15 protein-coding genes are annotated in these 20018 nt (G+C 56.0%); 4 read left to right on the top strand and 11 right to left on the bottom strand.

What is annotated here, in order from left to right; translation table 11 throughout:
- Nucleotides 1-226: 226 nt before the first annotated feature.
- Genes AC13D2_RS19545 through AC13D2_RS19535 form a run of 3 tightly spaced genes read right to left on the bottom strand, consistent with a single transcriptional unit; the run spans nucleotide 227 to nucleotide 5021 of the window.
- Nucleotides 227-3376: an efflux RND transporter permease subunit gene (locus AC13D2_RS19545; protein WP_292049156.1), complete on the bottom strand. Its 3150-nt coding sequence runs from the start codon at nucleotides 3374-3376 to the stop codon at nucleotides 227-229.
- A 3-nt stretch (nucleotides 3377-3379) separates the two neighbouring features.
- Nucleotides 3380-4474 (bottom strand): efflux RND transporter periplasmic adaptor subunit, encoded by a 1095-nt coding sequence (locus tag AC13D2_RS19540; RefSeq protein ID WP_300495914.1) that lies wholly within the window; start codon nucleotides 4472-4474, stop codon nucleotides 3380-3382.
- Between the two features lie 58 nt (nucleotides 4475-4532).
- A complete protein-coding gene (locus AC13D2_RS19535) occupies nucleotides 4533-5021 on the bottom strand; it encodes a DUF3833 domain-containing protein (protein WP_482939101.1) in 489 nt (162 codons plus the stop codon).
- A 291-nt stretch (nucleotides 5022-5312) separates the two neighbouring features.
- On the opposite strand from AC13D2_RS19535, the gene AC13D2_RS19530 reads away from it, so the two are divergent.
- Nucleotides 5313-7133: an acyl-CoA dehydrogenase C-terminal domain-containing protein gene (locus AC13D2_RS19530; protein WP_300495909.1), complete on the top strand. Its 1821-nt coding sequence runs from the start codon at nucleotides 5313-5315 to the stop codon at nucleotides 7131-7133.
- Nucleotides 7134-7196: 63 nt separating this feature from the next.
- Here the strand turns inward: AC13D2_RS19530 and AC13D2_RS19525 are convergent, their stop codons facing one another.
- The 8 genes from AC13D2_RS19525 to rpmH form a co-directional block, all read right to left on the bottom strand.
- Nucleotides 7197-7946 carry a substrate-binding periplasmic protein gene (locus tag AC13D2_RS19525; RefSeq protein WP_300495906.1) on the bottom strand — a complete coding sequence of 250 codons (750 nt, stop codon included), beginning with the start codon at nucleotides 7944-7946 and terminating at the stop codon, nucleotides 7197-7199.
- Between the two features lie 131 nt (nucleotides 7947-8077).
- Nucleotides 8078-10381, bottom strand: a complete 2304-nt coding sequence (locus AC13D2_RS19520) for a bifunctional diguanylate cyclase/phosphodiesterase (protein WP_292049151.1) — start codon at nucleotides 10379-10381, stop codon at nucleotides 8078-8080.
- An 86-nt stretch (nucleotides 10382-10467) separates the two neighbouring features.
- Complete coding sequence (locus AC13D2_RS19515; RefSeq protein WP_292049150.1) at nucleotides 10468-11241, bottom strand: tetratricopeptide repeat protein; 774 nt, start codon at nucleotides 11239-11241, stop codon at nucleotides 10468-10470.
- A 157-nt stretch (nucleotides 11242-11398) separates the two neighbouring features.
- On the bottom strand, nucleotides 11399-12769 hold the full coding sequence (gene mnmE, locus AC13D2_RS19510; RefSeq protein ID WP_300495900.1) for a tRNA uridine-5-carboxymethylaminomethyl(34) synthesis GTPase MnmE: 1371 nt from the start codon (nucleotides 12767-12769) through the stop codon (nucleotides 11399-11401).
- A gap of 90 nt (nucleotides 12770-12859) precedes the next feature.
- On the bottom strand, nucleotides 12860-14572 hold the full coding sequence (gene yidC, locus AC13D2_RS19505) for a membrane protein insertase YidC (RefSeq protein ID WP_482939057.1): 1713 nt from the start codon (nucleotides 14570-14572) through the stop codon (nucleotides 12860-12862).
- Between the two features lie 4 nt (nucleotides 14573-14576).
- On the bottom strand, nucleotides 14577-14870 hold the full coding sequence (gene yidD, locus AC13D2_RS19500) for a membrane protein insertion efficiency factor YidD (RefSeq protein ID WP_300495895.1): 294 nt from the start codon (nucleotides 14868-14870) through the stop codon (nucleotides 14577-14579).
- Nucleotides 14870-15277: a ribonuclease P protein component gene (gene rnpA / locus AC13D2_RS19495; RefSeq protein WP_300495893.1), complete on the bottom strand. Its 408-nt coding sequence runs from the start codon at nucleotides 15275-15277 to the stop codon at nucleotides 14870-14872. Before rnpA ends, yidD begins: the two co-directional genes overlap by 1 nt.
- A gap of 15 nt (nucleotides 15278-15292) precedes the next feature.
- Nucleotides 15293-15427: a 50S ribosomal protein L34 gene (rpmH, locus tag AC13D2_RS19490; RefSeq protein WP_008172542.1), complete on the bottom strand. Its 135-nt coding sequence runs from the start codon at nucleotides 15425-15427 to the stop codon at nucleotides 15293-15295.
- 643 nt (nucleotides 15428-16070) lie between these two features.
- On the opposite strand from rpmH, the gene dnaA reads away from it, so the two are divergent.
- Genes dnaA through AC13D2_RS19475 form a run of 3 tightly spaced genes read left to right on the top strand, consistent with a single transcriptional unit; the run spans nucleotide 16071 to nucleotide 20011 of the window.
- On the top strand, nucleotides 16071-17522 hold the full coding sequence (gene dnaA / locus AC13D2_RS19485; RefSeq protein ID WP_288074239.1) for a chromosomal replication initiator protein DnaA: 1452 nt from the start codon (nucleotides 16071-16073) through the stop codon (nucleotides 17520-17522).
- A 56-nt stretch (nucleotides 17523-17578) separates the two neighbouring features.
- Nucleotides 17579-18682, top strand: a complete 1104-nt coding sequence (dnaN, locus tag AC13D2_RS19480) for a DNA polymerase III subunit beta (protein WP_036211756.1) — start codon at nucleotides 17579-17581, stop codon at nucleotides 18680-18682.
- A gap of 57 nt (nucleotides 18683-18739) precedes the next feature.
- The gene (locus AC13D2_RS19475) at nucleotides 18740-20011 is read left to right on the top strand and encodes an ABC1 kinase family protein (RefSeq protein WP_292048526.1); all 1272 of its coding nucleotides are present in this window, start codon (nucleotides 18740-18742) and stop codon (nucleotides 20009-20011) included.
- Nucleotides 20012-20018 lie beyond the last annotated feature (7 nt).

Raw genomic sequence — 20018 nt, 5'->3', positions numbered from 1 at the left:
TTTTCAGAAAACTTTTCAAGAAAGTTATCCACACCTTAGATGTGTTCTAAAACGCCTTATAATGTCACTTAATTATTTGTTTTTAAATAAGTATTTTTGTTTTAACCAAAGCTTATCCGAAGGTTATCCCATAAATTATCCACAGGTTGGTGCTACCTGCGGTAGAAGGAACCCACCACTGATCGGCAGCCAGTATGTTTTCGGTAAACACTCTGAACCCCGGTCGTTAGAACTGATCCATCTCTTTTGACTGCGGCGCGGCCGTCATGCCGCGGCCACCGGGGGACTGACTGGCCTGTTTTTCAAGTTCCAGTGCAATCGCGTTGGTGGACTTGGCAAACCGTGCCAGCAGGTTATAGAGCACAGGAATGATAAACAGGGTCAGGGTTGTGGCAAACACCAGCCCGCCGAGGATAACGATACCGATCGAAGCCCGGCTTTCCGCACCCGCACCCGTTGCGAGCACCAAAGGCACGGCGCCGAAGACCGTGGATATGGTGGTCATCAGCACCGGCCGGAAGCGCAGACTGGCACCTTCCAGAATCGCGTCCTTCACTTCATAGCCCTTATCGCGGAGCTGATTGGCAAACTCAACAATCAATATGCCGTTCTTCGCCATCAACCCCAGCAACATGATGATGCCAATCTGGCTGTAGATATTCAGGCTGATGCCGGCCCACCACAGGCCCAGCAGGGCTCCGGTGACCGCCAATGGTACTGACAGCATGATGATCAGCGGGTGAATCCAGCTTTCGAACTGGGCCGCCAATACCAGAAAGACAATCACGAAGGCCAGACCAAAGGTGACGTAGATCGCCGACGACGATTCCTGGAATTCCCGCGATAGTCCCTTGTAGCTCACCCTCGCCTCCGGCGGAAGGTTATCCACAGCCAGGTTGTTCAGATACGTCAGTGCCGACCCCAGATCATAGCCATCGGCCAGCGAGGCACTGATGACAACTGCCGGCAAGCGGTCGATGCGTCGCAGGTCGGGATTGGCGCCAATTTCCTCCACCGACACCAGCGCCTGGAGAGGAATCAGGGTGCCTCCTTCGCGAGGGCGCAGGAAAATCTGGCCCAGGTCTGACGGCGTTGCCCGATCAGCATCTGCAGCTTGTAGAATGACGTCGTATTCGCGTCCACGGTCCAGGTAGGTGGTGACTTGTCGTGACGCCAACATGGTCTGCAGTGTCAGCCCCACATCTTCGATGGTGACATCCAGGTCCGCAGCTCTCTCCCGATCGATGGAAACGCGCAGTTCGGGGCGGGTCAGCTCGAAATCAGTGTCCAGGTTCAGCAGGTTCGGGTTGTCCTTCGCTCGTTCGACGATTTCCTCGCTCCAGGCCTGCACACTTTCGTAATCCGGCCCGGCCACTACAAATTCCACCGGTTGATCAAAGCCGCGCTGACCGAGCCCTGGCGGGTTCACCGCAATCGCACGAATACCCGTGATCTCACTGAGTTTTCCCCGCAACTCGCTGGTTATTTGCTGTTGTTTGATATTGCGATCTTCCCAGGGCACCAGGCCCATGATCATGAAGGCGTTGTCCTCTTCGTCGCGGAAGCCAACGATCGATAACAACCGATTGGAGACACCCTCTTCCAGGTAGGGCAACAGGTCCTGCTCCGCCTTGCGCACGTAGTGATCGGTGAACTCGACCGTCGAACCCCGGGGCGCGCTGGTTGGCATAATGATTACGCCCCGGTCTTCCGTGGGCGCCAACTCCTGCGGCAATCTTGGGAAAATCACCGTGGCAACGATCAACCCGGCAAGCCCAAGTCCCAGCAACAATCCGGGCTGGTTGAGGGAGAAGCTGAGCATCCGTTCGTAGCCGTGGGTCAGGCCATTGAGCACTTTTTCACTGGCCGCCCACAACCGGTGTCCTTCCGCCGATTCCGGGCTATGCCGCAACCATTTCGAGCACAGCATGGGTGCCAGGGTAAGTGCCACCAGGCTGGACACCACCACCGCCGCAGCCAGGGTGAAGCCAAACTCGGCAAACAGTCGCCCGATGTTGCCGCCCATAAAGGAGATGGGTACGAACACGGCTACCAGGGTGAGCGTGGTGGCAATAACGGCAAAGGCCACTTGCTTGGCGCCGCGATAGGACGCCAGCAGTGGAGGTTCGCCCTCATCGATCCGGCGCTGGATGTTTTCCAGCATGACGATGGCGTCGTCTACCACCAGACCGATGGCCAGAATCACCGCAAGCAGGGTCAGCACGTTGATGGAGAATCCAAGGAAACCGAGCCCGATAAAGGCGCCGATAACCGCCACCGGGATGGTCACCGCCGGTATCAAGGTGGCCCGCCAGGAGCGCAGGAACAGAAAGATCACCAGAATGACCAGGGACACCGCAATGGCGAGCGTAAATACCACTTCCTTGATCGACGCGCGGATGAATATCGACTCGTCGTAGCTTTCTGCAATCGTCACTTCCGGGGGCAGTGTTTCGCGTATTTTTTCCAGCTCAGCGCGCACGGCATCGGAGACCGCCACCGTGTTGGCCTTGGACTGGCGAATAATGCCCATGCCGATTGCGGTCTTGCCGTTGGCCCGCAGTCGGCTGACATCAGACTCCACCCCCATCTGGACATTGGCCACCTCGCCCAGGCGCAGAAGGTCATTGCCGTCGCGACGAATCACCAGATCACGGAACTGCTCAACATTGGTGAGCCGGCCCTCCGCACGCACCGTGAAGTTGCGGGTGGAAGAGTCCACCGAGCCGGCTGGCAGTTCAACGTTGTTGGCTCGCAGTGAGCGTTCCACCTCAGCTACGGTGATATCCCGCGCGGCCAACCGTTCACGGTCCAGCCAGACCCGGATGGCGTAGCGCCGCTCACCACCAATGCGTACGTCGGCAACGCCATCCAGCACGGACAGTCGGTCGGCAAGCACCCGTTCGGCAAAATCGCTCAATTCCGCACTGTCCCAGATGTCACTGCGCAGGGTCACCCACATCATCGGGCGGGCGTCCGAATCGGCCTTCTGGACCACCGGCGCCTCGGCCTCTTCGGGCAGCTGATCGGCAATGCGGGACACGGCATCGCGCACATCGTTGGCAGCAATATCGACGTTGCGGGAAATGGTAAATTCGATACTGGTCCGGGATTCGCCCTGTTCGGTGGAGGACTCAATGGAGCGAATACCTTCGATTCCGCTGATAGCCCCTTCAACCACCTGAGTAATCTGGGTGTCCACCACTTCGGCGGCGGCGCCAATGTAATCCGTGGAGATGGACACCACGGGTGGGTCAATGTCCGGATACTCCCGCACTGGAAGCCCCAGCAAAGCCGCCAGGCCGAAAACCACAATGAGAAGACTGAGAACCGTCGCAAAGACAGGACGTTTAATGGAGACATCAGACAGGATCACGGTTCACGACTCCAGGGAATTGGCAAAGCGGTTGTCGGGGACCACATTCTCCCCTTCTACCACACTGATCCTGTCGCCACTGCTCAGTCTGTCCTGGCCGGTTACGATCACCTGCTCATCCAGCGACAGTCCGTCAACGATTTCCACCAGGCCAGGCATCCGGGACCCCAGGGTCACCGACACCCGTCGGGCAATACCGTCTTCGGCCACGAACACGTATTTTTCATCACCACGAATCATCACCGCCTGCTCGGGAATGACCAGGGATTCACGTTCGCGGAGCGTCAGCGTGGCCGACATGAACTGGCCAGGCTTGAGTTTGCCATCGGGATTGTCGACCAAGGCCCGGACCGGCAGTGTTCGGCTCAGCTCATCAATTCGTGTGCCCAGCTCCACCAGTTCACCGCCAAAAACTTCTCCGGTATAAGCCGGCGACGTGCCCCGCACGGTCTGGCCAATGTGAATCTGGCCGAGGAAGCGCTCTGGGATTGCGAAGCCCAATTCCATCTTGGTGGTGGAATCCAGTGTTGCCACCGACGTGCCTGCACCGAGATAGGTTCCCAGGCTGATATCGGAAAGGCCAATAATCCCGGCAAACGGCGCTTCAATACGGTGATTGTCGAGACGGGTACGGGCCGCCTCACGCTGGGCTTCCGCCACATCGACAGCGGTGCGCAATTCATCCACCTGGGACTGGGAAATGCTATTGTTGGTCTGGAGCTTCCGCGCGCGATCAAACTGGCGACGGGCATCGGAGAGGGTGGCTTCTACCACTTGCAGATCGGCACTGGCCTGACGATCGTCCAGACGCAGCAACAGGTCACCGGCCTGGACCCGCTTTCCTGCATCAAGGTTCATTTCAACGACACGACCGCTGACTTCGGTGGTCAATTCCACCTGATCCCGGGCCCGAAGGCTTCCCACCGCCCTGACGGTGTCACTGACCAGCTCCATTTCGGGAGTGACCGTATTCACCTTGCTTGCAGGGCGTTCCCGTTGGGCGTCCGCCGCCTGCTCCCCGGTCAGATGCTGCCAGGAGAACGCCCCCCCGGCGGCCAAAGCTACGAGTACCAGCGCGATCAACCATTGCTTTACCATAATGCATTATCCGTCTGCTTGATTGTGTCCCAACAACCGGCTGAAAGTTCAACATAGGCTATCGTTTGCTGATCACCAGCACGATCTCCCCGACTTCAATCCCCCATTTGGTCATGGTGGTCTGGTTGATCAGGGTGTCCGGTGTAATCAGGTACATCCAGTCATCCATGCGGACATCAATAGTGCCGTCTCCATAGGACACCCGCAGGACATAGTTCATGTTAATGGCATTGCCTTGCCAACGCATGGTGCCCGGTTCCACCACATCACCGGCATCGGCGTGCAATGCGCCGTTGTCGGGTGTCAGTGTCCATACCCGGGTCTGTATTTCGCCATCGTCGAACCGGAATTCCTCATCCAGGGTGCCGACGCCGTTGCTGTCCCAACTGGCGGAAATATCCGCATCGAAGGTGCGAATCACTTCGCCCGAGAAATCCTTGACCACACCCCGGGCAGAAAGTTCGCCGGTAAAGAATTCCCGGGGCGTCAACACCGGCCCGCGGTCACTGTAGTCCTCAAGCGCCGGCCCGGCACAGCCGGCAAGCAACACTGTCGCCAACAATAACCAGAGACAGCGGGGCAAACCAGTGATCCTGCTCGTCCCAATCGATATTTGCATGATATTTACACTCCCCTGGTAATTCAGAATGGATGATCGGCCCTTCAAATACGCCCATCACGTTGCTACCGATCATTAGAGAACGTCGGCGTGCATGCTCGCGTCATTTCAGCCAATTGTCCTTTTTGACAGGGGACATGGCGGTTTCCGTCAATGGCAGGTCGCCGGCAATGCCGTAAAACATCGGGCAATGGAAACAGAACCACAGAGGTATTTGCTATGCCGGTGTACAAGGCACCCTTGCGCGACATGAAGTTCCTGCTCAACGAGGTTTTCGACTACCCGGGGCACTACACTCGCTTGAAGACCGGGGAGAACGCCACTCCGGATATCGTCGATGCGATACTCAACGAATGCAGCAAATTCTGTGAAGAGGTATTGAGCCCGCTCTATCAGAGTGGCGACGAGGAAGGCTGCAGACTGGATAACGGCGAAGTCATCACCCCCACGGGCTACCGTGAAGCCTATCAACAGTATGCGCAGGGTGGCTGGCAGGGTCTGTCTGCACCGGAGGAGTACGGCGGGCAGGGACTTCCGGCCTCCATGGGCCTGTTCAAACAGGAGATGATGGGTACCGCCAACTGGTCTTTCTCCATGTACCCGGGTCTGTCGATGGGAGCCATGAACACCATCTTTCTGCACGGCAGCCAAGACCAGAAGCAAACTTACCTGGTACCACTAACCGAAGGCCGGTGGGGTGGCACCATGTGCCTGACCGAGCCCCAGTGCGGGACCGATCTGGGACAGGTGAAAACCAAGGCGGCCCTTCAGGAAGACGGCAGCTTCAAACTCTCCGGCACCAAGATCTTCATTTCCTCCGGTGACCATGATCTGACCGAGAACATCGTTCATATTGTGTTGGCCCGTTTGCCGGATGCTCCGAAAGGCACCCGGGGCATCAGCCTGTTCATCGTGCCCAAGTTCCTGCCTGACGGGAACGGTGGCGTTGGCGAAGCCAATGGCGTGAGCTGTGGCAGCCTGGAAAAGAAAATGGGGATCAAGGCCTCAGCCACCTGCGTGATGAATTTCGATGAGGCCATCGGCTTCCTGATCGGGCCGCAGAACGAGGGGTTGAACTGTATGTTCACCTTCATGAACACGGCGCGGATCGGCACCGCCATCCAGGGTGTCGGCCCGGCGGAACTGTCCTACCAGTGGGCGCTGGAGTACGCCAAAGAACGCCGCTCCATGCGCGCCCTGTCAGGAAAGAAGGAACCGGAACAGGTGGCCGACAGCCTGATTCACCATGCCGATGTCCGCCGCATGTTGCTGACCCAGAAAGCCATTGCCGAAGGCGGGCGGGCGATGCTGTATTACGCCGCGCGGCTCGCTGACCATATGGTGGAAGGCCACACCACCGGCGATCAGAAAAAGGTCGATGCCTACGATGACAAACTGGGGTTCCTGACGCCTATCCTCAAAGGTTTCCTGACAGAACTGGGTAACGAAGCCGCAAACCATGGGGTTCAGGTCTTCGGGGGGCATGGGTACATCCGAGAGCACGGTATGGAACAGATCGTGCGCGATACCCGGATTGCCACGCTCTATGAAGGCACCACCGGTATCCAGGCGCTGGACCTGCTGGGCCGCAAGGTACTGTTGATGACTCAGGGCGGGGCGGTCAGGGAATTCACCCTCAAGGTCGCCAATTTTGCCCGCAAGACCCTGACGGACAAACGGGTACGACCTTTCTCGGTGGAGCTGCTCAAACTGACCGCGCAATGGAATGTGCTGACGGTTCGCCTGATGCTGGCCGCCCGCAAGGACCGTGACGTCGTGAGTTCAGCAGCCCATGATTTCCTGATGTACAGCGGTTACGTCACCATGGCCTATATGTGGGCACGAATGGCTGCTGCCGCCTCTGATAAACTGGACAAGGGAGGCGCCGACTCCGAGGACTTCTATCGCGCCAAACTGGCGACGGCGGAATTCTACTACGAACGCCTGTTGCCACGGGCACAGGCTCATGCCACCGGAATGCTGAGCCCCAGCCGGAATCTGATGCAACTGGCCCCTGAGCACATGGCCTTCACTGACTGATTGCGGCTCATGGTATGGCGAGGCTGGAAACACAGACCTCGCTCATACACCACCAACGCAGGCTTACAGCCCGTATTTGGTTTCGATGGCCTCGAACATGCCGGATTCGTGCACCTTTTTGAGCCCGGCGTTAAGTTTTTCAACGGTGGCTTCGGGGGTTTCGGGGTTGATGGCGAGAAACAGCTCGGTGTCATTGAAAGAGAAAACGGGTTCGATTCCGTCCACATTCTGCTGCGACGCCACATAGGGCCCGCCCAGGCGGTCGGCGAGCCAGAGGTCAATCTGGCCGAGTTCCAGGCGCTTGGGATTGAGGTCATCACTGTCCAGTGCTGACACCTCATATCCATGCTCAATCAGATACTCGGTCTTGACGTCATTACGGTAGCCGCCGAAAAGCATGCCTCTGGTGTCTTCCAGCCGGTCAATCTGCAGATCGGTGCCCGGGGGCGCGAAAACAGTCCACAGATTACGGGACAACGGGCCAACCCATTTGAATCGGGGTGCACGCTCTTCGGTATAGGTTGTACAAAAGATGCCGTGGTTGCTCTTGTTCAGCGCCCGATTGTAACCATAGTCCCAGTTTCTAAGCTTGATCACGTATTCAAGATCGGTGTTGTTCAGAATGGCCTTGACCATTTCCGTGCAGATACCGTCAATAGCGTTGCCTTTGTGCTCAAAAGCGCGGCCAGTGGCACTCATGTTGTAAGGAGGAAAATTCTCCGTATACAGGTAGAGCTTTTCATCAGCCTGAGCTGTAGGAACACTCACCATTGCGACCAGAGCAGCCAGCAGCAGGGATAGAATATTCCGCACGGTTTACCTCCTTAACATTCATGATCGCCACAACGAGGCGTTATTATTTGCATATTAGAGCCTAACCCAGGCTTTGACGGTGTTTGACAATAAAAGTGTGTGTTTTCGTAAGGAAATGAACGCGTGTCTGCCTAGTCTGCAGACCCGGGAGTCGGTATCGGCATGCTGAAGTGTTCGCCCTGGGAAAAGTTTATCCCCAATTCCCGTACCCTAGCCTGAACCGGCTCATTGTGGACAAACTCCGCTACCGTTTGAATGTTCAGGCTGCGGGCGAACTGGACGATACCACTGGTCACCAGAAACGCGGTGTGATCCTGATGGAGATTACGGATCAGGCTGCCATCAATCTTGATGAAGTCCACGTTCAGGCTCAGCAGGTGGGAAAAATTGGAGTAGCCGGTGCCGAAATCGTCGATGGCAATACGGCACCCATAGGGTTTGACCTGTTCGATGAACACACGGATATCGTCGTAATTGGTAATACCATCGGATTCCAGGATCTCGAAGATAACGCGATTACCAATGCCTGAGGTCTCGATGGCGGAGAGAATCCGAGCGACGGTCTCCGGCTCGGTGATGTCGCCGTAGGAGAGGTTGATCGAAAACTCCTCGTCGCGCCCAGTAAAACAGGCGAAACACTTCTCGATCATCAGTTCGGTAATACGCTGATTCAGCCGCAGTTTATTAGCGATGTCCATAAAACGGCCAGCACTGATCACGCTGCCATCCGGTTCTACCATTCTCACCAGGCACTCGTACTTGGAGATACGGCCACTCTGGTTATCGTGAATCGGCTGAAACCAGGGCATCAGGCGATCATGGTCGATGGCTTCTTTCAGGCGATTGGCCCAGTACAGGTTGTTTTCGTAGTTTTCCTCAACCCCCACAGCCGGGTCATACAACAGATGGTGGCGACCCGTTTCGCGGGCCTGCAACACCGCCACTTTTGCCTGGCTGATCAACTGATCGGCGGCATCTTCCGGCTTCCGGTTCTTGCGAAGCGCGATGCCGATACTGACATCCACCGTCAGGCGCTGTTCCTGCCAGTACACCCGGTCGCCCGTAACCAGATGCCGAACCTGAACAGCAAGTTGGTGAGCCACTTCCGGCTCCATTGCTGGTGCCATGATAGCGAACTCGTCACCGGGAAGACGGTACACCCGAAAAATCTCACGGTTGTGATCGCGGCTAAACGCGGTCAATCGTGTGGCAACCGCCAAGAGTACATGGTCGCCACAGACATTGCCGAACAAGCTGTTGATCTGGTTGAAACGGTCCAGATTGATAATCAGCAAGGCGGCGGCTTGACGGTTCTGGAGATCCCGCAACAGACGAACACGGTTGGGGAGACCGGTGAGCTCGTCAGTATAGGATGCCTGCAATTCGCGAATCAGCTGGATAATCCGGTACAACAGGTACAGGCTCAGAATCAGCATCGCCGACACGGTACCGACAAGAATCCGGTAGTTGGTGCGCTCCATCGGCACCAGGACTGCATTGATCTCATTTCGCGGCACGCCCGCACCGTAGACCATGCCACCAGCAGTGGCCGCAAAGTAGAGTTCGTAGTCTTCGTTGCCCACTGAGAGGCCCCGGGTGGTCAATTCACCGAGCTCGCCCGGTAGCCGGGCTGCGTCAACATCGGCACCAAGGTCAAGCGCCAGGATGGCATCAATCAGGGCCTGACCCTCACGGGTGTCTTCCCCCTGACTGAGGCTCGAGAGGTTGCGATTGTTACGGTCATTCAGGAAGGCGAAACTGTGTTGGGTGACAGTGATGCGACTGACGACATCAATGATCTGGTCCGCACCCCAGGCCGTTGTGGCCAGGCCCAACAGGTTGCCGTCGCGATCGTACATAGGAGTGGCGAGCGTCAGCACTGCTCTTTCGGTATTAAGGTCGAAATACACTGGCGACCAATAGACGCGCCCGGAATGGTCGGGGTCGGCCGTCCACTCCTGCTCCAGTGTACGATTGAACCAGGGGGCGTTGCGATAGTGGTCAAAGCGGGATTCGGTATCCAGCCTCGTCAGGGTTTTGTCATTACCCTGCAGAAAGTAGGGCATATAGCTGGAGCCTGTTTCTGACAAAACGCCCGGTTCAAACCAGAGACCGGCGCCCGCCGCTCCGTCGAAATCCTGTAAGTGGGCCCTCAAGGCGTGTTCCAGGCTCTCCCGAAGCTCTTGGGAAGCGTTATCGGACATCCCGCTCGCAACCATTCCATGAAAACTCTCGCCGATGTTAGCCAGGGTCATGGTGTAGCTTGCCAATGCGGATTGGCGGGCGTTGATGCGCGACAGTCCCGCACCTACAACCTCATTGATCTGCTGCCGGCGGAGCTCGGAGAGGGCATCCCTTGAGTAGCTGAGATTCAGGCTCGACAACAGAAACATTCCAGCAACAAACACCAGCAACAACAAACCCAACATCCACATGATAGATTGGCGTGAAGATGGATTTTTCCGTTTACTAAGGCGGCTGGGAAGAGTCCCTGGCATTAAGGCTATCCTCGGACAATGGATCAGGTATCGCCGGCAGGGAGGTCTTCAAGGTGCCGATCCAGCGCTGCCTGGGCTCGCTTGTGGCCCCGCTTTGCGGCCTCAGTGTACCAATAAACGGCTTGATCCATATCCTGCCCGATACCATGGCCGGTGGCGTACATCTGGCCCAGCAGGAACGCGGCCTCACCAGAGGCCGGCGAGGCCTTTTCTGCCCACACCAGTGCACTGGTGTAATCCTCGAAGGCATAGAAAATTATGGCCATATTTGCCTGCGAGCGCACGTCGCCGTTGTCTGCCGGTCCTTGGCAGGCTTTTCTGGCCTCGCTGTAATTACGAATGGCCGTCAATAGGTAGCAGTCACTCAGGGCCCGGTCTGAAACTCCGTTGTCATCGGCAACCACCACCGTGGCTGGCTCCGGCTCAGCACGAGGCTTGGGTTCCGGTATCGGCGGTTGCCGCTCAACCCGTTCCGAAAAGGCAGCAACATGGTCCGGGCATGAGTAGTTGTAGCCGGCTTCATAGCGCTGGAGCGTTACTTCCGTAGCTGGCTTATTGGCGTATTTCACAGCCACAGCCTCACAACGCACATCCCTCTCGCGCTCTACCTGTTGCAGCATGGAAGCCCGGGACGGATCGTCGCGGTGCTCAGCAAGGTATTCCGTCAGTGGATCGATGTACGGCTGGTCAAACAGCGCCTGCTGCTCCCTTTGGTACGGATTCGACGATCCCGGGTTAACAATTTTCTTCATCACCTGCCCGGTTCGTTCCAGCAAATCGGACGATGCCGCGGACAAACGATCACCGTCAACGCTTGCGCACCCGCTGAGAAGGACGAAAATCAGAAGACAGGAATACGGACGATACATCTACACTCACCAGCCGTTTTCAGCAGTCGATTGAGTGCCTAGTTTTACATGGAAAAAGGCACGTTCAAACCGTTTCTTTCGAGGCTTATTTGCCGATGCAGAAACTGCTGAAGATTTTTCCCAGTAAGTCATCGGGCGTCATTGCGCCTGTGATCTCTCCAAGAGAATCCTGGGCGGCACGAAGGTCCTCTGCCAACAGTTCACCGGCGCCGTAGCCCTGCAACTGGTCCTCACCCTGCAGTAGGGAAACGCGAGCACGCTCAAGGGCATCCAAGTGGCGACGCCGGGCGATAAAGCCACCTTCGGTGGTACTGGCAAATCCCATGCACTGCTTCAGATGATCGCGCAGCACTTCCAGACCGTCTGCTGACTTGGCCGCAATGCGGACCACCGGCGCGGCACTGTTGTCCAGTTGCTCGATACCCGCAGGCTCGTCAGTCAGGTCCACTTTGTTACGGATGACGGTCAGGGGGGCGCCCGGCGGTAACTGGTCGATGAAGTCTGGCCACAGTTGATGAGGTTCGGTTTCCGGTGTGGTGGTCGCATCCACCATCAACAATATACGGTCGGCCTGACGAATCTCGTCCCAGGCCCTGGCAATCCCGATCTGTTCCACTTCGTCAGGGCTGTCCCGCAGGCCGGCGGTATCGATGATGTGCAGGGGCATGCCATCAATATGGATGTGTTCGCGCAACACATCCCGGGTGGTGCCTTCAACCGCGGTCACAATGGCCGCTTCCCGTCCCGCCAGGGCATTGAGCAGGCTGGACTTGCCAGCGTTGGGACGGCCGGCAATCACCACCTTCATACCATCTCGCAGAATGGTGCCCTGCTGGGCTTCCGCAAGAATAATATCCAGGTCCTGAATAATAACCTGCAGGTCGTTCGCCACTTTGCCATCCGCCAGGAAATCGATTTCCTCTTCCGGGAAATCGATCGCTGCCTCGACATAAATCCTTAGGTGGGTAACAGCTTCAACCAGGGCGTCGATTCTGCGGGAAAATACACCCTGCAGGGATCGCACGGCGCAGCGTGCTGCTTGCTCCGAACTGCTTTCAATCAGGTCAGCGATAGCCTCGGCCTGGGTCAGGTCCAGTTTGTCGTTCAGGAAAGCCCGTTCTGAAAATTCACCGGGCCGGGCGAGGCGAGCGCCAAGTTCGCACACCGTTCTCAACAGCAGGTCCAGAATAACGGTGCCACCGTGACCCTGGAGCTCAAACACATCTTCGCCGGTAAACGAATGGGGATTGGGAAAATACAGCCCGATACCTTCATCGATCAGCTCCCCCCGATTGTCGAGGAACGGCCCATAATGGGCGTAACGCGGCCTGGGCTCGAACCCCAGCATCTGGCGTGCAATGGCCGTCGCCTGCGGCCCAGATACCCGAACAATACCCACCCCGGATTGGCCCGGCGCCGTGGCAATCGCTGCAATGGTATCGGTGGCATAAAACATCGTTACTATCCCCTTGTCCCTTGGACCCCCTGAAACAACAGAGGCTCCTAAAAGGAGCCTCTGTAATCACTGGAACCGCTGGATGACCGGTCAGCTCTTCTTGGCCGCAACTTCTGCTTCAATCTTGCGGGTAATGTACCACTGCTGACTGATGGACAGGATGTTGTTGACCAACCAGTACAGTACCAGGCCTGCCGGGAACCAGAGGAAGAACACGGTAAAGATCAGCGGCATCAGCTTCATGATCTTCGCCTGCATCGGGTCCGGAGGTGTCGGGTTCAGACTCATCTGCAACATCATGCTGGCACCCATCAGGATCGGCAGGATGAAGTACGGGTCCATGACCGACAGATCCTGGATCCACAGCATGAAGGGGGCATGTCTCAGCTGGACACTTTCAAACAGCACCCAGTACAGGGATATAAAGACGGGCATCTGTACCAGTATCGGCAGACAACCACCTAACGGATTTATCTTCTCCCGTTTGTACAACGCCATCATTTCCTGGGACATTCGCTGGCGATCATCGCCATACAGTTCCTTCAACCTTGTCAGCTGGGGCGCCACCGCTCGCATTCTTGCCATGGACCGGTAACTGGTGGCTGACAGTTTGAAGAACACCGCCTTGACCAGGACAGTCAACAGGATGATCGCCACACCCCAGTTGCCCACCAACCCGTGGAACCAGTCAAGAATAATGAACAACGGCAAGGCAATGAAGAACAGGAAGCCAAAATCGACCGTCCGGTCGAGGTTCGGGGCAACCCTTTCAAGGCGCTCAATGATCTTGGGACCGACATAGGCCTTGGCGGATACTTCGCTGGTTTGACCCGGCTCCACAATGGTCGCGGGGTACACAAAGCCCATCACGTAGAGCGGGCCACGACGAGTGGACTGGAACTGGGCCGGCTGATCACGTTCGGGAACCCAGGCCGCCAGGAAATAATGCTGGAGGAAGGCCAGCCAGCCATTGGTCACCGACTGGTTGATCGGGTTCTCGGAGAGGTCGTCAAAATCGAACTTCTCGTAGGGATCTTCCGGCGAACTGACGACCATGCCGAGGAAGGCACGTATACCCAGGCTGTTCTGGGCAGTGGGGTCCGGTGCCTGATCACGGACAATCTTGCCGGTCATATTAGCCTGCCAGACGCTGTCGGACTGGTTGTTGATCTGATAACGAACATCAATCTCGTAGCTGTCCCGGCTAAACAGATACTGTTTGGTGACTTCGACGTTGTTGTCTGTGGTGAAGGTGAGATCGACCGTCAGTGTATTCTCGCCCTCCTGGAGTTCATATTCTGACGCAGACGCGTTGTACACCGGTGCACTGCCATTGCGTTTACTGTCTATGCCATCGCGGCCAATCAGCCCACTCTCCATGATGTAGGTGCGCTTGCTGGTATTGGTCAACAACCTCAGCGATTCTTCACTGTCGAGCGACCGGTCGTGCTGTAGTAGAGAACTTTCAATCAGATTACCGCCTACACGGTCGATCTTGAGCTCGTAGACGTCGGTCCGCACAGTGATGAGTTGATCACTGGCTGAAACTGAGGATGTTTCCGAGGCTGAGAGGGTCTGGCCGTCGCCTTCCGGAGTGGTGAATTCTTCGCTTGAAGTATCGCGGCCACTGGTGCTCTCGCCAGGGAGAGTCATGTCATCCGTGGATGCAGGCTGGGTGCCGGTACTGGCCTGTTCCGTGGCGGGTTGGGTCTGCGGCTGGTTATAGTCTTCGTTCCAGGCAAGCACCATCATGTAACTGACAATGGCAAGGCCGGCAAATAATACAATGCGTTGAATATCCATAAACTTACTGTTTGGTCGGGTTAGTGTTATGGGTTTGGCTGGCCGGCCCGCAGCAGATGGAAGGTACTACCTCAGTGCGAACGTCAGTGCCCGGAACGGGATCATACCCGCCTTTTGCCCATGGATGACACCTCATTAGACGTTTGACCGAAAGAAAAAGGCCTCTAATGGCGCCGTGGGCGGTGATCGCTTCGACAGCGTATTGGGAACAAGTGGGGTAGTGACGGCAATGACTGGCCATCATCGGGCTGATCGCGTACTGGTAGACTCGGATGGGCAGGAGCAGCAGTTTGCGCATTAACCCGTTCCTTTGCCGGTACCGGAGAGTTCCGATGTGGTTGGTTTCTGGAGCTGGCGGTTTTTCTTCCTGAGGCGTGCCCAGAGCTCCGTCAGGGTAGCATTGAGTGCCGTATTATCAAGCTCCGTCAATCCTCGCCGTCCAAGAACCACGATGTCCAGGGCAGGGTACTCCTGTTCGTGCCTGAAGGTTTCCCGAACCCGTCGTTTAACGCGGTTGCGCTGTACCGCCAGTTTGAGATTCTTCTTTGAAAACACCAAACCAATCCTGGCGTGCCCCAGGGAATTGGGTGTGGCCAGGATCAGGAAATGTCGGTGCGGAACCCTGAGCTGTACGTCATCGAAGACTTTGCCGTAATCGGATGGCTTGAGCAGCCGGGACGATTTTGGAAAGGTCAAAGCCTTCATCAGGCGGTCAATGTCTTATGCAGACAGACGGGCACGGCCCTTGGCGCGACGACGGGAAATTACCTTACGGCCGTTGGCGGTTGCCATGCGGGCACGGAAACCGTGAACGCGCTTACGCTTCAGTACGCTTGGTTGAAACGTTCTTTTCATGGTGTCGGTCTCACATTACAGATGTTGGAAATTCAATTGTTGGCTGGAAAATGAACAGCCAAAACAGGAGCGGCATTCTATGCAATGTGGCGGTGGAATTCAATGGTTATTCGAGACCAGTCACGGGTTATTTCCATCTCCGCTGATTCAGGGTTCAGGTAATAAATTCATTAAGTCTTTTTGTATTCTCTTTAAGGATTATTATTACTGTTATTACGCAGGCCTTTTTCTGTGGAAAATCGATGGAATTTATTTAGAAACAGCAGATTGGAAGGTTTATAAAGTGGTTGAGAAGTGGGGTTGAGGCCTGTGTATATTCGAGGCAGGAAATGTGGGTAAGTTGCGGGTTTGCTCAGATCGCGATTTATCCACCGAACATCGGGGTGTCGTCCACAGGGTTAAGGGCGCTCTGTACACACAGGTCTGTGGGTAACTTTTTCTGCGCGATATTTCTGTACACAAGCCTGTAGGTAAGTCTGTAAAAAATTGAAATAAAAGAAAATAAATTTCCACAGGCTGTTTATTAAATGCGTTTGGCCCTTTCACTTGGGAGGTGCTCAGGTTAGAATCCTTGGTCATCTCTTTCGTCGGGTCATGGAGATCCGTGACGAGAAATTTCTGAGGCATCGGAGGCAAGACTGTCGTGCCGAACAACCTATGGCATCAGTGTCTGGAAGTACTCCGGGACGAGTTTCCCGCCCAGCAATTCAACACCTGGCTTAGACCCTTGCAGTCGGATCACCGCGAGGGTCAGCTGATGCTGTTTGCACCCAACCGGTTTGTCATGGACTGGGTGAACGAAAAATACCTCAGAAGAATTGAAGAAGTCCTGAAGGATCTTCACGGTGGCCAGGCGCCTCGAATTGATATGAAGGTGGGGTCCGCACCACGGTCGTCTGACCTGGTGGTCCGTTCCGAGAACGCGGTCAGTGGCGTAGCCGCCGAACAGGAGGAAGCGGGTAGTCGGGTAACGGAAGAAGAGAAAGGCGTTGCGGCCACAGTGACCACGCCGTCGGTAAAGGCCAAGAGTACCAGCGAACGGCGTTCGGTTCAGGTTGAGGGTGACATCAAGCACCAGAGTTTCCTCAACGAAGGCTTTACCTTTGACACGTTTGTGGAGGGTAAATCGAACCAGTTGGCTCGGGCGGCCTCGATGCAGGTCGCAGAAAATCCTGGTGGGGCCTACAACCCACTGTTTTTGTATGGTGGTGTGGGGCTGGGTAAGACCCACCTGATGCATGCCATTGGCAATGACATTGTACGGCGCAACCCCAGGGCCAAGGTGGCCTATCTTCGCTCCGAGCGGTTTGTCGCGGATATGGTGAAGGCGCTTCAGTTAAACGCCATCAATGAGTTCAAGCGCTATTACCGTTCTGTGGACGCACTGTTGATAGACGATATTCAGTTTTTTGCCCGCAAGGAGCGCTCCCAGGAGGAATTCTTCCATACCTTCAATGCGTTACTGGAGGGTGGGCAACAGGTTATTGTGACCTGTGACCGCTTTCCGAAAGAAATTGTGGATATGGAAGAGCGCCTCAAATCCCGTTTCGGCTGGGGCCTGACTGTGATGGTAGAGCCACCGGAGCTGGAGACGAGGGTCGCCATCCTGATGAAGAAAGCGGAGCAGGTGAACGTCAAACTCAGCAGCGAGGCGGCGTTTTTCATTGCGCAGAAAATTCGATCGAACGTTCGTGAGCTAGAAGGGGCGCTGCGTCTGGTGATAGCGAATGCTCACTTCACTGGATCGGAAATCACCCCGCCGTTTATCCGGGAAAGCCTCAAGGATCTGTTGGCGCTGCATGAGAAGCAGGTCAGTATAGATAACATCCAGCGTACGGTGGCGGAGTACTACAAGATCAAGGTGGCCGATCTGTTGTCAAAACGGCGCACTCGTACGGTGACCCGGCCAAGACAGGTTGCCATGTCCCTGGCCAAGGAATTGACCAATCACAGCCTGCCGGAAATTGGCGATGCGTTTGGTGGCCGTGATCACACCACGGTATTGCATGCCTGCAAAAAGATTGTAGAGCTGCAGGAAACGGATCCTGGCATCCGTGAGGATTATCAGAACTTTATGCGGCTACTGACAACCTGACCGGGTTAGCGGCGGCCAATACACATTCACCTTCCAATAAAAGAATGCTGAGTGCCATGAAACTGACGATCAGCCGAGAATCTCTGCTTACCCCCCTTCAGTCCATTGCCGGTGTGGTGGAGCGAAAACAGACAATGCCCGTTCTCTCCAACGTGTTGTTGGTGGCCGAGGACAATACCCTCACGCTGACCGGTACCAATATGGAAGTGGAACTGGTGGGACGGGTGTCACCGGTACACGTTGACCAGCCGGGCCGTATTACAGTACCGGCGCGGAAGTTGTCCGATATTTGCCGGGCGTTGGGTGACGAGGCGCCTATTGAGTTGGCGTTGGAGGGCGACCGCCTGCATCTGCGTTGCGGTGCCAGCCACTTTACGCTGTCGACCTTGCCGGCGGAGCATTTTCCCAACGTTGAGGATGATGCGGAAAGTTTTGGCCTGGAGCTGCCCCAGAAAGAACTCAGTCGAATGTTCGATGCCACCGCTTTTGCAATGGCTCAACAGGATGTTCGCTATTACCTGAATGGGCTGTTGCTGGAAGTTGACAAGGATCACGTTCGCACTGTGGCTACAGACGGCCATCGCCTGGCCATGGCGCATTTTGATTTGCCCACCGGCTGCCCGGAACCTCGCCAGGTGATCGTGCCGCGTAAGGGTGTGCTGGAACTGGCGCGCTTGCTGGATGATGTGGAAACCCCGGTGACCCTGGTGATCGGAGACAATCATCTGCGGGCGACGGTTGGTTCCTATACCTTTACCTCGAAGTTGATCGAAGGCAAGTTCCCCGACTATAACCGGGTGATTCCCCGGGGCGGGGATAAAGTTGTCCTGGCGGATCGCGCTACCCTCAAGAACACACTTCAGCGTGCCGGCATTCTTTCCCATGAAAACATCCGTGGCGTACGCCTGAACCTGGCGCCCAACGAGTTGCAGGTATTTGCCAACAACCCGGACCAGGAACAGGCCGAAGACGCGCTGCCGGTCGAGTATCAGGGCGAATCACTTCAGATTGGCTTTAATGTAGGCTATCTGGTGGATGTGATGAATGCGCTGGATGAAGATCAGGTCAAGATTACCCTGGCCAATCCCAACAGCAGCGCGTTGATCGAGGCCGAGAACGACAATCGCTGCCTCTATGTTGTCATGCCGATGCGGCTGTAGGTGAGCCGGATTGGTTGTGGCCGCCAGATATTTACCGGATCAGTAAGGAAGAGAGTCATGGGAACGGTGACGAACAGCCTCAAGGGTGCCTTTCGAATCGGTCAGACCGTATCGGTGTTAGGACGCGCCGGAGTGAATTGGGTGCGGGGCGACCGCCCGCCCGCACCGCGGTTGCTCAGGCAGACGTTTGAATCCCTGGGTGCCACCTACATCAAGCTCGGCCAGTTTATCGCCAGCTCCCCCACGTTTTTCCCCAAGGAATACGTGGAGGAATTCCAATACTGTCTGGACCGTACCCCAAGCCTGCCATTCAGTGTGATCCGGAAAATTATCCGGGACGAACTGGGCCGACCAATCGAAGACGTTTACTCTGACATTGACCCGGTGGCTTTGGCATCGGCGTCGATTGCACAGGTTCATGCCGCGAAGCTGGTCACCGGTGAGGATGTGGTGATCAAGGTGCAAAAGCCGGGTGTGGAAAACATTCTGCTGACAGATCTCAATTTCCTGTACCTGTCCGCAAAAATTCTGGAAACCCTGGCGCCTAAACTGTCCTGGACATCGTTGTCCGGAATCGTGGAGGAAATCCAGCGCACCATGATGGAGGAATGCGACTTCATCAAGGAAGCGAACAACCTTAAGGTGTTCCGGGAGTTTCTCCATAACACCCATAACGAAGACGCCACTGTGCCACGGGTTTATGAAAGCTGCAGTACCCGGCGCATTCTTACCATGGAGCGCTTCCACGGCGTACCCCTGACGGATCTTGAAAGCATCCGGGGTTACGCTCGCGATCCGGAGCGCACGCTGATTACGGCAATGAACACCTGGTTTTCCAGTCTCACCCAGTGTGAGTTTTTCCATGCTGATGTTCATGCGGGCAACCTGATGGTGCTGAAAGATGGCCGGGTTGGTTTTATTGATTTCGGTATTGTCGGACGTATCCGTCCGGATACCTGGCAGGCCGTCAGCGATTTTATTTCGACGGTCATGGTGGGCAATTTTGAAGGCATGGCCGACGCCATGATTCGTATCGGTATTACTCACCAAAAGGTTCAGGTTGCGGAACTGGCAGCCGACCTGCGACGTCTTTATCAGCAAATGGATACCATGGTGCCGGATGAAGTTCCCTATCAGGCTGAACAAGCCGAGGATGACGTGAACAACATCCTGATGGATATGGTACGAATTGGTGAGGGCCACGGGCTACATTTTCCCAGGGAGTTCGCGCTTCTGCTGAAACAGTTCCTGTATTTCGACCGTTACGTTCACATACTGGCACCTGAAATGGATGTCTTCATGGACGAGCGGTTGAACATGCTGCATTAATCGCGTT

It is taken from the genome of Marinobacter sp. B-12 (assembly GCF_056857915.1).
Note: the sequence above shows the minus strand (reverse complement) of the source record. Positions and strands in the feature narration are given on the sequence as shown.

Coding starts and splice junctions, on each gene's coding strand:
- AC13D2_RS19540 (WP_300495914.1), bottom strand. CDS start 4,474: ATGGTAAAGCAATGGTTGATCGCGCTGGTACTCGTAGCTTTGGCCGCC.
- AC13D2_RS19530 (WP_300495909.1), top strand. CDS start 5,313: ATGCCGGTGTACAAGGCACCCTTGCGCGACATGAAGTTCCTGCTCAAC.
- AC13D2_RS19520 (WP_292049151.1), bottom strand. CDS start 10,381: ATGTGGATGTTGGGTTTGTTGTTGCTGGTGTTTGTTGCTGGAATGTTT.
- mnmE (WP_300495900.1), bottom strand. CDS start 12,769: ATGTTTTATGCCACCGATACCATTGCAGCGATTGCCACGGCGCCGGGC.
- yidC (WP_482939057.1), bottom strand. CDS start 14,572: ATGGATATTCAACGCATTGTATTATTTGCCGGCCTTGCCATTGTCAGT.
- yidD (WP_300495895.1), bottom strand. CDS start 14,870: ATGCGCAAACTGCTGCTCCTGCCCATCCGAGTCTACCAGTACGCGATC.
- rnpA (WP_300495893.1), bottom strand. CDS start 15,277: ATGAAGGCTTTGACCTTTCCAAAATCGTCCCGGCTGCTCAAGCCATCC.
- rpmH (WP_008172542.1), bottom strand. CDS start 15,427: ATGAAAAGAACGTTTCAACCAAGCGTACTGAAGCGTAAGCGCGTTCAC.
- dnaN (WP_036211756.1), top strand. CDS start 17,579: ATGAAACTGACGATCAGCCGAGAATCTCTGCTTACCCCCCTTCAGTCC.
- AC13D2_RS19475 (WP_292048526.1), top strand. CDS start 18,740: ATGGGAACGGTGACGAACAGCCTCAAGGGTGCCTTTCGAATCGGTCAG.